The sequence below is a fragment of the Streptomyces sp. Pv4-95 genome, assembly GCF_045782725.1.
Lineage (GTDB): Bacteria > Actinomycetota > Actinomycetes > Streptomycetales > Streptomycetaceae > Streptomyces.
This window is the reverse complement of sequence record NZ_CP127172.1, coordinates 4,170,755-4,183,686: the sequence shown is the minus strand read 5'-3', so window position 1 is coordinate 4,183,686 and position 12,932 is coordinate 4,170,755. Positions and strand designations below refer to the sequence as shown.

Annotated in this window: 12 protein-coding genes and 2 tRNA genes; 5 read left to right on the top strand and 9 right to left on the bottom strand. The window is 71.2% G+C overall.

The window, feature by feature from the left end; all coding sequences use genetic code 11:
- Nucleotides 1-16 precede the first annotated feature (16 nt).
- Together QOM21_RS18345 and QOM21_RS18340 are read right to left on the bottom strand one after the other, a co-directional pair.
- Entirely contained in the window at nt 17-757 is a 741-nt protein-coding gene (locus tag QOM21_RS18345) for a class E sortase (RefSeq protein WP_407551439.1), read from the bottom strand.
- Nucleotides 758-795: 38 nt separating this feature from the next.
- On the bottom strand, nt 796-1,566 hold the full coding sequence (locus QOM21_RS18340) for a DUF881 domain-containing protein (RefSeq protein WP_407551438.1): 771 nt from the start codon (nt 1,564-1,566) through the stop codon (nt 796-798).
- A gap of 146 nt (nt 1,567-1,712) precedes the next feature.
- On the opposite strand from QOM21_RS18340, the gene crgA reads away from it, so the two are divergent.
- Nucleotides 1,713-1,970, top strand: coding sequence for a cell division protein CrgA (crgA, locus tag QOM21_RS18335; RefSeq protein WP_393893059.1), 258 nt, complete (start codon nt 1,713-1,715; stop codon nt 1,968-1,970).
- Between the two features lie 304 nt (nt 1,971-2,274).
- Here the strand turns inward: crgA and QOM21_RS18330 are convergent, their stop codons facing one another.
- Both QOM21_RS18330 and QOM21_RS18325 read right to left on the bottom strand, forming a co-directional pair.
- Complete coding sequence (locus tag QOM21_RS18330; RefSeq protein ID WP_407551436.1) at nt 2,275-3,180, bottom strand: rhomboid family intramembrane serine protease; 906 nt, start codon at nt 3,178-3,180, stop codon at nt 2,275-2,277.
- 162 nt (nt 3,181-3,342) lie between these two features.
- Nucleotides 3,343-3,870, bottom strand: coding sequence for a peptidylprolyl isomerase (locus QOM21_RS18325; RefSeq protein WP_407551435.1), 528 nt, complete (start codon nt 3,868-3,870; stop codon nt 3,343-3,345).
- A gap of 319 nt (nt 3,871-4,189) precedes the next feature.
- Between QOM21_RS18325 and QOM21_RS18320 the strand changes: the two genes are divergently transcribed.
- Together QOM21_RS18320 and QOM21_RS18315 are read left to right on the top strand one after the other, a co-directional pair.
- On the top strand, nt 4,190-4,954 hold the full coding sequence (locus QOM21_RS18320; protein ID WP_407551433.1) for a DUF5324 family protein: 765 nt from the start codon (nt 4,190-4,192) through the stop codon (nt 4,952-4,954).
- A 540-nt stretch (nt 4,955-5,494) separates the two neighbouring features.
- Nucleotides 5,495-6,529: a hypothetical protein gene (locus QOM21_RS18315; RefSeq protein WP_407551431.1), complete on the top strand. Its 1,035-nt coding sequence runs from the start codon at nt 5,495-5,497 to the stop codon at nt 6,527-6,529.
- 157 nt (nt 6,530-6,686) lie between these two features.
- On the opposite strand, the gene QOM21_RS18310 is transcribed toward QOM21_RS18315, so the two are convergent.
- Nucleotides 6,687-6,759 (bottom strand) — tRNA-Ala (locus tag QOM21_RS18310).
- 127 nt (nt 6,760-6,886) lie between these two features.
- Between QOM21_RS18310 and QOM21_RS18305 the strand changes: the two genes are divergently transcribed.
- Nucleotides 6,887-7,435, top strand: a complete 549-nt coding sequence (locus tag QOM21_RS18305) for a helix-turn-helix domain-containing protein (RefSeq protein ID WP_407551429.1) — start codon at nt 6,887-6,889, stop codon at nt 7,433-7,435.
- A 51-nt stretch (nt 7,436-7,486) separates the two neighbouring features.
- A complete protein-coding gene (locus QOM21_RS18300; protein ID WP_407551427.1) occupies nt 7,487-8,803 on the top strand; it encodes a serine/threonine-protein kinase in 1,317 nt (438 codons plus the stop codon).
- A 73-nt stretch (nt 8,804-8,876) separates the two neighbouring features.
- On the opposite strand, the gene QOM21_RS18295 is transcribed toward QOM21_RS18300, so the two are convergent.
- The 4 genes from QOM21_RS18295 to QOM21_RS18280 all read right to left on the bottom strand — a co-directional run bounded on the left by QOM21_RS18295 (nt 8,877) and on the right by QOM21_RS18280 (nt 12,932).
- Nucleotides 8,877-10,337: a hypothetical protein gene (locus QOM21_RS18295; protein ID WP_407551425.1), complete on the bottom strand. Its 1,461-nt coding sequence runs from the start codon at nt 10,335-10,337 to the stop codon at nt 8,877-8,879.
- Entirely contained in the window at nt 10,334-12,262 is a 1,929-nt protein-coding gene (locus tag QOM21_RS18290) for a vWA domain-containing protein (protein WP_407551423.1), read from the bottom strand. The genes QOM21_RS18295 and QOM21_RS18290 overlap by 4 nt, the downstream gene beginning before the upstream one ends.
- A 272-nt stretch (nt 12,263-12,534) precedes the next feature.
- Entirely contained in the window at nt 12,535-12,669 is a 135-nt protein-coding gene (locus QOM21_RS18285) for a DLW-39 family protein (RefSeq protein WP_003958712.1), read from the bottom strand.
- Nucleotides 12,670-12,858: 189 nt separating this feature from the next.
- Nucleotides 12,859-12,932, bottom strand: a tRNA-Ile gene (locus QOM21_RS18280).

The following is a 12,932-nucleotide window of genomic DNA, read 5'->3' as shown; positions in this document are numbered from 1 at the left end:
GGCGGGCGCCGGAGGGTCAGCCGGTCAAAGCCGATGGCCTTCCCTGTTCCACGGGTTGAGTGGAATCCAGGTGCGCCCAGGCGATCAGGCGGTGGCTGTGGCCCCATTCCGGCTCACAGGTGGTCAGTGTGAGATAGCGGCCGGGGCCGTTGTAGCCGGACTTCCGCGGTACCGGATCGATCACGCCGGTGTCTCCGGGCAGCGTCGTGTAGGGGCGGTTGTCGATTCGATAGGTGAACCAGGTGGCGCCGTCGTTCACCACCACGGCGTCGCCGGGCCGCAGCTCCGGGAAGTCCTTGAAGGGGTCGCCGTAGGTTCTGCGGTGCCCGGCGACCGCGAAGTTGCCGGTGGCGCCGAGCCGCGCGGTCCGGTCGTAGTGGCCCAGGCCGCGCTTGAGGGTGTCGACGGCGGTGCCCTGGAGTACGGGTTTGGCCCAGTCCGCGCCGAGGCGCGGGATGTACATCACAGCGAAGGACTTTCCGTCCCGGTAGGGGGGCCGGTGCGGGCGGCCTTCGCCGGCGTCCGCGGTGTCCCCCGGTGTGCCGTCCGGTGCCGCTTCGCCGCTTCCGCTGCCGTCCGGTCCGCCGGCGACAGGACCGGCCGCCCACCGGTGCTCCAGTTCGCCGATCTCGCCGTCCATGGCGCTGTCGGCGCGTACGCCGGTCCAGAAGAGCAGATAGGCGACGAAGAGGACGATGAGGGTGCCGAGGGTGACGCAGATTTCGCTGAAGGTCCTGACGATCCACCGCACCGTCATGCGGCTCCGCCCCTCCCCGCCGTCCCGCGGCGGGCGGGCTACGGCTTCACAGGCTGTGCGTAGTGGAGCTCCACTGTGCCGGAGTAGCCGGGAAGAGTCACCGCTTCGTGCTGGTCGACTTTCCAGCCGAGGCCGTAGGCGTTCACGTACTGCAGGTAGTTCTGGATGGCGGGGGAGGCGGTCAGTGCGCGGTTCAGGGCCTCTCGGTCGCCGACGGCGGTGACCTTGTACGGCGGGGAGTAGACCCGGCCCTGGAGGATCAGGGTGTTGCCGACGCAGCGCACCGCGCTGGTGGAGATCAGCCGCTGGTCCATGACCTTGATGCCCTTGGCGCCGCCCTGCCACAGGGCGTTCACCACGGCCTGCAGGTCCTGCTGGTGGATGACCAGGTCGTTGGGCTGCGGTTCGGGCAGCCCCGGGATCTTGGCGGTGGCGTTCGGCGGGGCGTCGGTGAGCGTGACGGTGACGCCGGGGCCGGTGAGCTTCTTGGTGCCGGCGTTCACCTCCAGCGCCTTGAGCTTGGCGTCGTCGGCCTTGGAGCTGCCGTTGTCGCGCTGTGCGAGGGCATCGACGTCCTCACGCAGGGCCGCGTTACGGTCGTCCTGGGCGCCGTTCTTGTGGCTGCGCTCCTGGATGAGGTCCGACAGCCTCAGCATGGAGTCGTCCGAGCGCAGATTGGTGCCGCGCGCGGTGTCGAAGCTCAGCCAGAACAGCAGGCCGGCGAGCGCGAACACGGTGAGTGTGAGAAGGCGTACGGGCCGCAGCCGGAATCGGGCGGGGCGGCCGGAGGAGTCAGCGGAATTGCTCAACGTACCCTTACTCCTTACGACGCCGCGGAAGCACTACGCTAACGGACGCCCGGGCGAGGAGCCGATCCCCGCCGCTTCCCACCCGGCTCCCATTCCGTACAGCCCCCGTCGGATGGGGGAGCAGCACATCGACAGGAGAGTTCCTCGTGCCGAAGTCACGGATCCGCAAGAAGGACGACTTCACGCCGCCGCCGGCGAAGCAGACCACCAGTCTGAAGATGACGTCGGGCCGCAGCTGGGTCGCCCCCCTGATGCTGGCGATGTTCCTGATCGGGCTCGCCTGGATCGTCCTGTTCTACGTGTCCGAGGGCGATCTGCCGATCAAGGACATGGGCAACTGGAACATCGTGTGCGGTTTCGGCTTCATCGCGGTGGGCTTCGGCGTATCCACCCAGTGGAAGTAGCGCAAGCCCTGCCCAAGGCCATCCACACGGTTATCCACAGCCGGGGAAAACTTCAGAAGATCTGTGGATAACCCTCTGGAGGTTGACGCCGGTGTGACCGGCGCCGACAGCCTCCGCAGCCCGCCTTCCCTTGTTCTTACTGGGGAAACGCAGGTCAGCGCAGTCCTGAACGAGTGTTCCCCACAGGTTGCACAAGATCCGCCACGCACTGTGGACAACGTGTCGCGGAGGGGCCCGACTTCCTGGTCATCCCCACCAGGCGGAGCCGGGACGGGGCCCCTCCCACACCCCGTCGACGGACGGGTCAGCCCATCAGCTGCGCGGTCCGCACCCACACCACAGCGACGATGGCCAGCAGCGCCACCACACAGGTCGCGATATGCACCTGGGTCCGGCGATCGCGCGGGGCGTGCACCATGCCGAAGGCCACCGCGGCGCCGACCACCAGGCCGCCGACGTGGGCCTGCCAGGCGATATTCGGCCACAGGAACGTGAAGACCAGGTTGAGCCCGAGCAGGATCAGGACCGGCTTCATGTCGTAGTTCATCCGCCGCATCAGCACGGCGGTCGCACCCAGCAGGCCGAAGATCGCGCCGGAGGCGCCGAGCGAGGGCTGGTTCTGCGCGGCGAGGAGATACGACAGGGCGCTGCCGCCCAGACCGGACAGCAGGTAGAGCGCTATGAAGCGGACGCGGCCGAGCGCCGCCTCCAGCGACGGGCCCAGCCACCACAGCGACAGCATGTTGAAGGCGAAGTGCGGCAGCTGCTGGTGCAGGAACATCGCACTCACCAGGCGGTACCACTCGCCCTCCGCGACGCCGGCGAGCTGCGCGCGGTTCGGGTCGAAGGCGAGACCGAGCATGTCGAGCCGGTCGACGAGGTCGTCACCGGTCGCCAGTACGGCGATCAAGACGGCGGCGTTGATACCCAGCAGGATCTTGGTGATCAGCCGCGGATCGGACGCGATGGTGCCGCCGGCGATCGTGCGCGGCACCGTCGCCTGCGCCGTGTGCCCGGTGCCGCCGCCACTGCGGACGCAGTCCGGGCACTGGAATCCGACCGAGGCGCTGACCATGCAGTCGGTGCAGATCGGCTTCTCGCAGCGGGTGCAGCTGATGCCGGTCGTGCGGTCCGGGTGGCGGTAACAGCCGGGCAGGCTGTCGCCGTGTGCGTTCTGCGGCTCCTGCGGGCTGCCTGGCACCTGGTCCATCGCTTCCCTCGTCCTCTTCTCCGTCGGGGCGTCTCAACGCACCGCCCCGCCCGGAGTACGACCGGGCGGGGCGTATTGGTTCCCTGGGCGGTCCGCTTCCAAGTCCGCGCTCCGGATCCGGGGCGGGCCGAAGGGCGTGCGGACCGGGCGAACCGGACCTGCTCAGCGGCTCTCGACGACGACCGTTTCGATGACCACGTCCTGCACCGGGCGGTCGGTGCGCGGGTTGGTCGCCGTGCTGCCGATGGCGTCGACGACCTTCTTGCTCGCCTCGTTGGTGACCTCACCGAAGATGGTGTGCTTGCCGGTCAGCCAGGCGGTCGGCGAGACGGTGATGAAGAACTGCGACCCGTTGGTACCCGGACCGGCGTTGGCCATGGCCAGCAGGTAGGGCTTGTTGAAGGACAGGTCGGGGTGGAACTCGTCGGCGAACTCGTAGCCCGGACCGCCGGTGCCGTTGCCCAGCGGGTCGCCGCCCTGGAGCATGAAGCCCTCGATCACCCGGTGGAAGACCGTGCCGTCGTACAGCCTGTCCGTGGTCTTCCGGCCGGTCGCCGGGTTGGTCCACTCCCGCTCGCCCTTGGCGAGCTCGACGAAGTTCCTGACCGTCTTCGGCGCGTGGTTCGGCAGGAGCCGGATCTCGATGTCGCCCTGGTTGGTCTTCAGGGTGGCGTAGAGCTGTTCAGCCACGGTCTACCTTCCATAAGTCTTCTCTGACGGCTCCCGATCCTCGCACGGTCGCGCCCGCCCGTCGCTCGGCCTGCGCCCCCGGACGGCGTCGTACAGATTTCTTTCCCGACTCCGGCCGGGCGGTAGCGGGGCGTCGGGCGGTAAATCGTGGCATTGTCATCACAAGGCTCCGGAAGGTCCCCAATGACCCGGATGCCCGCTCGCACATGCCGTACGGAGGGTGAGCAGGCATGATCTTCAATCGGGTGGACAGGCGACACAGCAGACATGGGGGACCAACCCCCAAAGCCCCGGACACGCCACCGAGGAGGAGGATCCCGTGACCCGCAAGGACAGCGTGCGCGCCGCGACCGGTACGGCCAGGGACAGCGTGCGGCACGCCGCGGAGGTGGTGGCTCCGTATGCCGGTACGGCCAAGGACACCGCCGTGCACTTCGCTCATGAGGCCCGCACCCGCGTGGCCCCGAAGGTGGCCGAAGCCGCTCATGAGGCCCGCACCCGCGTGGCTCCGAAGGTGGCCGAGGCCGCTCAGCAGGCCCGAACCCAGTACGACGCCCATCTGCAGCCGCGCCTGGAGCACGCCCGGGGCGCGCTGCCCCCCAGGGTCGACGCCGCCGCCCACCGAGCCGCGCACCGCACCAAGGCCGCCGCGCGGCAGGCCGCCGACTACACCGGCCCGCGGCTGGAGAACGCCGTGGTCACCGCCCGCGCCGCCGCCGAGCCGGTACGCGACGAGGCGGTCGCCCGTGGCACCGCGGCGCTCGCCGCGCTGCGCGGTGGGGTGACGGCACGTGAGATCGAGAAGCTCGTCAAGAAGCACAACCGCCGGGCCCGCGCCGGCAAGGTGGCCAAACGGCTCGCGGTGCTCGGCATCCTGGCGGGCGGCGCGGTCGCCGCGTGGAAGTGGTGGGACAAGCAGGCCAACCCCGACTGGCTGGTCGAGCCGCCGGCGCCCACCGAGGTCGGCGACCGGGCCCGCCTCAACGCCGTCGACGGGAGCGAGGGCGCGTCCCTCGACCCCGAGGTGCAGGCGAAGCAGGCGGAGTCGGACTCGGACGAGCGACGCCGCGGCAACACGGCCTGAGGCAGGCCGCCACCCTTTTTCACGGGCCGGGCCCGCCACCCCTTGATCGGGTGGCGGGCCCGGCCCGTGCCGTGGAGCTCCCCGGGCCCGGAGGCAGCGGCCCGTCGGTGGCCGGCGAGCGAAGGACGGCGAGCAGCGCCCCGTAGGGGGCACGCCGCCGAAGTCCGCGAATGATCCTCGCGGTCGCGACGGCAGGGCCGCGAAGGGCCCTTCGAGCGGCCTCGTGAGCGCCACTGCGACCTCGTGCCCCACCGACCGCCATCGGCGCGATCCGGCGAAGCGCCACGCCTGCGCACTTCCGACGGATTACTGACGGCCCGACACCAGCCGCACCACGCAAGCGCTCTGTCGCCGTATCGGATTTTCCGCGCGTGGTGAAGCGCGACGCGCCCGGGGGTTCGGCGTGGCGTCCACCGGATGGCCTTTTCGAATGGCGCGGGCGGCCATGGGGGCAGTTGGCTGAGGATCAGCATGCTCAACGCTCGCTGAGTGTCAGCGCCTCCGGTGTTTGGCGCTCCCCCTCGTTCAGTGGAGTCCTCGATGTCCTCCGAACCAGCACTTCTCGGCCACGGCGACGCCGACCTGTCCTCGACAGACCCCGACGAGACCCGCCCGCCCGCTACCCCGGAAGCCGCCTCCGTCCGCACGCTCGTGTGGGCGGCGGCCACCAACCGCCCCCTGGAGGAGGTCGCCGCCCTGGTGGCGCTCCTCAAGCGCAACGGTGACGACTACCACTCCGCCGACGAGGCACTGCGCGTGGCGGCGGTCACCCGTCCGCTGAGCGAGGTGGCGCCACTGGTCGCACTGCTCAACGATCCGCGCACATCGGACTCGTGCCGCGAGGCGCTGCGCGCGGCGGCCATCGGCCGGTCGGTCGAAGAGGTCGCGGAACTGATCGCGCTGTTCGGCCCCCCCGACGAGCACAGCGGGTCGGCGGAGGGCCAGGACGACGACCGGTCCTACCCCGGTGGTGACCCCATGGCCGCCACCTGGGCCGTCCCCCTCCAGCCCGAGCCCGCTCCCCCCGACCCGGTCGACTCCGCGCAGGTGTCCACCCAGGCCCAGCGCGTGATGTGGGGCGCCGCGCCCTACCCGAAGCACCCCCCGCGCGTGCCGGCCCGGAGCAGCGATCACTCCGAAAGCGGCCACGGAGGCGCTTCGTACCGCCAGGACTACACCACCGGCGGAGTGCTGCGGTCCACGTTTCGCTGGCCCGCGGCCGTGGCCCTGGCCGCCTGCGGACTGAGCCACCTGCCGATGGGCGGGCCGCCCGAACAGTCCGGGGGCGACGGCCTCTCGGTGACCATCGCCGTGGTCTACCTGCTGCTGGCCGGCTGGCTCTCGGTCCGGGACACGGCCCTGGCCTGGACGGCGAGTGCGAGCGCGGCCGTGGCCGTCATCATGCTGCACGCGCTCTCCCGGGTCGGCCTCGTGGACCCGCTGCTGATCCTGGGTGATGCCACAGCCTGGCCGGAAATGCTGGCGGTGGGGCTCGCCGTGGTCAGTGCCGCACTCGCCGCCGCCGCGCTGTTGTGGCGTCCGCGGGAGGAAGGTGTGTCCCCGGCACGCGCGTAATCCGCCGCGGTACATCGGCCGGTGAACTCCCCGGAACCGCTCTCCCGTCATCCACGACCGGGCGCTCCACGGAACCCCAGGCTTCCGCGCAACCCGGACCCTACGGAAAAAGGCCCTCCGACCAGCTGTTAACGCTGGTCGGAGGGCCTTTTGAAGGTGGAGCCTAGGGGAGTCGAACCCCTGACATCTGCCATGCAAAGACAGCGCTCTACCAACTGAGCTAAGGCCCCTTCGCGCACCAGGGTACCCGGTGCCAGGCCGCTTTCCCGACCGGGTATCGCCCGGCCCGGTCGCTCTCCGTAGGATGCCTCGCGAGATTCGCGGCAGCGAAGCGCATCGGGGAGATGGGGAGACGGCATGGACGCAGCACAGCAGGAAGCCACCGCGCGGGCCCGGGAGCTGCAGCGCAGTTGGTACGGGGAGCCTCTGGGCGCGCTGTTCCGCCGTCTCATCGACGATCTCGGTCTCAACCAGGCGCGGCTCGCCTCCGTGCTCGGCCTGTCCGCCCCGATGCTGTCCCAGCTGATGAGCGGGCAGCGCGCGAAGATAGGCAACCCGGCCGTCGTGCAGCGGGTGCAGGCCCTGCAGGAACTGGCCGGACAGGTCTCCGACGGCAGTGCGAGCGCCGCCGAGGCCACCGACCGCATGGAAGAGATCAAGAAGACGGCCGGCGGCTCGGTGCTGAACAACACCGCGCAGGCCACCTCGTCGACGGGCGCGACGACCGTGCGGCGCGTGGTGCGCGAGATCCAGTCGCTGCTGCGCTCGGTCTCGGACGCGGGGGACATCATCGATGCGGCGAACACCCTCGCCCCGACTCACCCCGAGCTGGCAGAGTTCCTCAGGGTCTACGGTGCCGGTCGCACCGCCGACGCGGTCGCCCACTACGAGGCGCACCAGGGATAGCGGGGATGCTCCGCAGCGAAGTCGCGGAGCCAGGAAGGCGAACGGGGCGCAATGGGTGAGATCTTCGCCGCTCGGTACGAGCTGATCGATCCGATCGGCCGAGGCGGTGTGGGCGCGGTCTGGCGTGCCTGGGACCACCGACGCCGCCGCTATGTCGCGGCCAAGGTGCTGCAGCAGAGCGACGCGCACACACTGCTGCGCTTCGTACGCGAACAGGCGCTGCGTATCGACCATCCGCATGTGCTGGCGCCGGCGAGCTGGGCGGCCGACGACGACAACGTCCTGTTCACCATGGACCTGGTCAACGGCGGATCGCTGGCGCATCTGATCGGTGACTACGGCCCGTTGCCGCCCCGGTTCGTGTGCATCCTGCTGGATCAGCTGCTGGCCGGTCTGACGGCGGTGCACGCGGAGGGCGTGGTGCACCGCGACATCAAGCCGGCGAACATCCTGCTGGAGGCCACCGGCACCGGCAGGCCACATCTGCGGCTGTCCGACTTCGGCATCTCGATGCGCAAGGGCGAGCCCCGCCTCACCGAGACCAACTACGTGATGGGGACGCCCGGTTACTTCGCACCCGAACAGATGCTGGGTGCCGAGCCGGACTTCCCCGCGGACCTCTTCGCGGTCGGCCTGGTGGCGCTCTACCTGATCACCGGCACCAAACCGGACTCCGAGGCGCTGGTCAGGCGCTTCGAGCAGCACGGCATCCCGCACGCCCCGGAGGGCGTTCCCGAGCCGCTGTGGCAGGTGCTGGCCTCGCTGCTGCACCCCGACCCCGAAGCGCGGTTCAAGACGGCCACCGGGGCGCGCAAGGCGATCCTGTCCGCGGTCGAGCTGCTGCCCGACGCGACGATCGAGGACGAGATCGTCGAGGTCTTCGACCACATAGGGCCGCTGCCGGCCGGCTTCGGCCCCGACGGCCCCCTGACGAGCGGGGACACCGACGCAAGCCAGGGCGCCGCGGCCGCCGGTCCGGCATCGATGTCCGACACCGGAAGCTTCCCGCTGGCGCCTCCGGAGCCCCGCTTCGCCGCGCCGCAGCAGCCGAACACCCCGCCCACACCGACACCGACACCGTTGCCGGGCGGCCAACCGATCCCGTCGCCACCCGCCACCCCGCCGCCGTCCCCGATCCCCGCCTACGAGCCCACGGCGGCCGCGCGGCCGGAGCATTCGGCGACCCGCCCCTACACGGCGGGCCGGTACCCGGTCCCCGGGCAGGCCCCGTTCGCCCCCGCCCCCGCGGTGCGCGCCGTCGCCTCACCGGAAAGGAAACCGGGACCGTCCCCGAAGGTCGCGGTCCCGGTGCTGATCGTCGCGCTGCTGTGCATCGCGGTGGGTGTCTGGGCCCTGATGGCCTCCTGAGCCGCCACATGGCCCGTACGGGCCACGCCGGCCGGTTGGGGACACAGGAGCCCCACCGGCCGCCCCTCCGCCGCTACCAGCCCCGCGGCGGCCCGAACTGCCCGTCCCCCGGCGCCTGTCCGCCCTGCTGGTCCTGCGGCGTCTGTCCGCCCTGCCGGGGGAACATCTGCCCCGGCTGCCCCGGCCAGGACCCGTCGGCCGGTGCCTGCGGGCCGCCCCCGGGAAGCGCGGCGCCGCCGACGTCGGGCGCGCCCGCCGCCGCGGCCTTGCGCCGGGCCACCACGGTCCAGGCCACGAGGCCCGTGAGCAGCACGAAGCCCACGCCGATCCCGGCGTAGGCCACCGTCCGCAGCGTGCCGCTCGTCGCCGCCTCCTGCTCGCTCTGTCCCTTGTCGGCCATCTCCCGCTCTTCGGGCGTCACGGAGAAGTCGCCTGCCGGACCTGCGTAGCCCGGCCCCGGCTTCGGCGTACCGCGCACGTCCACGCGGAGGGTGAGGTCGGCTCCCTTGGGGAAGAACTGCGCCGCGTCCGGGTGCAGGGTGACTTCCAGGTAGTACCAGCCCGCGAACCGCATCGCGCTGATCGCGTCGGTGGTGTGGAAGCGGTTGCCGTAGGCGACCGGCGCGGTGAACTCCTTCGCCACGGCTTGCTTGCCGTCGTACGGGACGAAGTTGTCGTCGCTGACCGCACCGCGTGCCGGGTTGTAGACGCCGAGCCCGAGGGCGTCGGAGACGTACTCGGTGGACCCGGTCTTGGCGTTCGGCAGCTCGGCCCGCAGGTTGAGCTGCTGTCCCCAGTCGACCGGCACCCGGTAGAAGCGGGTCTCGCCGGGCAGGATCCGGTCCTTCCAGACGCCGGCGCCGACCGACCCGGCATCGTTGAAGCCGGTTCCGCCCTTGGCGGTTCGCTTGCCGGAGGCCGTGGGCGGTGCGGGCGTGGCGGTGCTCCAGCTGCCCTCGCCCGGCTTCCCCGGGGTGCTGCCCTTGAGCGCGGGCTCGCTGAGATAGCCCACCTCGATCGGCCAGCTGTCGGGCCCGGAGGTGGCCGCCCCCTCCCGGCTGATCACCAGGTAGTAGGGGCCGGCTTCCTGACACTGCGGCCGGTCGCTGCCGATGCGCCTGCTGGCGTAGTCGGCGATGGGGTAGGCCGTGCCGCCGCCGTGGAAGGTCGGGGTGGCATCCGTGCTGCAGGTGCTGCCGCTGCTGTCCTGGACGCTGACGGTCATGCGGTCGCCGGAGTCCTCGACCTTGGTGCCGGGCGCGGGCGCGGCGACGGCGGAGAAGTAGGCGCTGGACTTGGCGTCGAGGGTGACCGCGTAGTACTTCGTCTCCCCGCGTCCGATGGTGTCGGTGTACAGGCCGGGCGTGATCTGGGGCGCGTCCGCCGCACTGGGGGTGCCCTGGGCGGCCTTGGCGCCCTCCGCCGGCCGGTAGGCGGGCGGCTCCGCTGCCGAGGCCACCGCCCCCGGCATGAGCGCCACCGCCGCGAGCGCCGCCAGCACGGCGAGACCCCTGTGTGCCGTCCGCCCCGTCACCACGAGCCACCTCTCATCGGATCCCCGTTCCCACCGTCCGGATGCTGCTTCCTGCGGGCTCGCAGATAGGCCACCGCCAGGCCCGCGAGCAACAGGGCTCCCACGCCGAAGGAGACGGCCGCCACCACGGGGCCCGCGGCCCATCCTGCATCGCCGCCGGCACCGTCCGCCGCCGGGGCGGCCCGGTCCGCGGCCGCCCCGGCCTTGGCGGCGGCCGCTCCGGCCTGCGGGCCGGTCTTCTCCTTGCCGAGCACCGCGACCCGCAGCACCACCCCGATCCGCGGGTTCTCGGCGATCTCCGCGGCCTTGGCGCCCAGCGTCACCGCGATGTAGAAGTCGCCCTTGCGGTGCACGGGAAGGGTGTTGGGGTGGCTCTCGTAGCGGTTGGTCCACGCGACGGGCACCGTCCCCATGCTCAGCGACGCCAGCCGGCCGCTGTAGGGGACCTGTGGGCTGAACTCACCGGTGCCGCTGCCGACCGGGGTCCGCGAAGGGGTGTAGACCTGGGTGCCCGCGTAGGAGGTGACGGCACTGTGGCCCTTGAGCGTGGGCTCGTTGGCGAACTCCACGTCGTAGCGCAGCTGCTGTCCCCATCCGACCGGGACCTTGTACCAAAGGGTCTGCGCGGGAAGGATCTTGTCCCGCCACACGCCCCGGGCGAGCCGGCGGGCGTCGTTGAAGCCGGTGCCACCGGTGACGTCCTCGGGCGCGGTGGTCGGCAGAGCGGCGTCCTTGCCGCCCGCGCCGTACTCCGGCTCCGACTGGGCGGGCGTGACGCCCTTCTTCAGCGGGGCCTCGACGTCGAAGGTCAGCTCCAGCGGCCAGCGTGTGGCGTCCGAGCCCTTGGCGGCCTTGCGCTCGACGACGAGCCAGTACCTGCCCGCCTTGTCGCAGCCGTTGGTGCCGCGCTCGGAGGGAATCCGGCTGACGCCCGAGGTGAGCGGTGTCGCGCCCTCCTGCCGGCCGAACATCTGCGAGGTGGAGGCGCAGGCGCTGTCGGTGCCGTACGCGATCCTGGTGCGCAGGGTGTCGAGGGAGTCGACGGCCGCCCCGGGCTGCGGGACCGCCGTCGCCGAGAAGTTGGCCGTCGAGGAGGCGTCCAGCTCGGTGGCGTAATAACGCTCCTCGTTGGGCCCGATGGTGTCGAGGTACTGCCCCGGGGCGAGGGCGGGTGCGCCGCCCGCGGTGGCGGTGCCACGCACCTTCTTCCCCTTGAAGCGGTAGCCGTCCGCGGAAAGTTGGCCGGCCCGCTGCAATTGGCGGGCGAGCGAGGCGGCGTCCGGGGCGTCGTAGTACTGCCCGTTGCCGGCCTTGGCGAGGCACTCCAGCTGCTGCCGCGCCGCGCCCGCCACCTGGAAGCCGATGGCGTCGATGTGCAGATCGACACCGGAAGCCGCCAGTTGGGCCGCGACCCGGCAGGGCGGTGGCGTCCTGCAGGTGTCCTCGCCGTCGGAGATCAGCAGGATCGTGCGCTTGCCCATCGCACCGCCCGAGGCTTTGGGCAGGTCGGCGGCGGCCTTGCGCAGCGACAGCCCGATGGGGGTGTCGCCCCTGGGAGTCACCCCCGCGACGGCCCGCTTCATGCCTGCCCGGTCGAGGGGTGCCACGGGCTGGGCGAGCCGGGTGTCGTCACATCCCTTGGGCTTGTCGGCCCCGTAGACCCGCAGTCCGGTGGGGTAGCCGTCGGGGAGCGCGTCGACGACCGTGCCGACGGCCTTGCGGGCGGCGGCGATCCGGGTGCTTCCGGAGCCGTCCTTTTCGGCCATCGAACCGGACGAGTCCAGCACCATCACCATGCCGGTGCCGTCGTCGGCCGGCGCCGAGGGCGCTGCCGGTGCGGCCGCCGCCTGGAGCGGCGCCGCGGCGAGGGCCATCAGCAGCCCGCCGAGCAACGCCACCGCCCCCCTGCGTGGTCGTCGTGCCATGTCCCCTTGTCCCCCTTGGTCCCACATGTCACATCACACACATGAACTTTGCTGTTGCAATCTAATGGTGTGCTATAGCAAATTCAAGGCTGGGGCCGTTACGGTCCTGCAACGGCGGACTCCCCCACGACCGCCGGACACCGGCCACCCCGCGGCACCACAAAGCCCCGCGCTCCTCCCGCGCCGAACGCACGGAATCCGCCCCGGACGCACGAAACCCCGGTCGCCTAGGGGCAACCGGGGTTCGTACGCAATGTGCTGCGCGTTGGGTCTCACACACCCGAACCTGCGGGCACGGAGTCGGTCGCCTCCGTCCACAGATCCTGCTCGGCGCGATCCGCCTGGATCTGGCGGTACACGAGGAGCCCGCCGATGGCGGCCAGTGCGACCAGGAGAAGCTTCTTCACCGCGCGACCTCGTCTTTCGTTGACGTAGGGGACCTATGGGGGCCGATGATACACACCGACCGATACCGATCGGTTATCTAGCCCGCACCCGGCAACCGCCCCGCGAACGGCCCGGCGCGCACCCAACTCGCGGCCCGGCACAACGAATCGGCCCGGCCGGAGAAATCTCCGGCCGGGCCGATTGTGCAGTGCGGCTACCAGGACTTGAACCTGGGGCCTCTTCCTTATCAGGGAAGCGCTCTAACCGTCTGAGCTATAGCCGC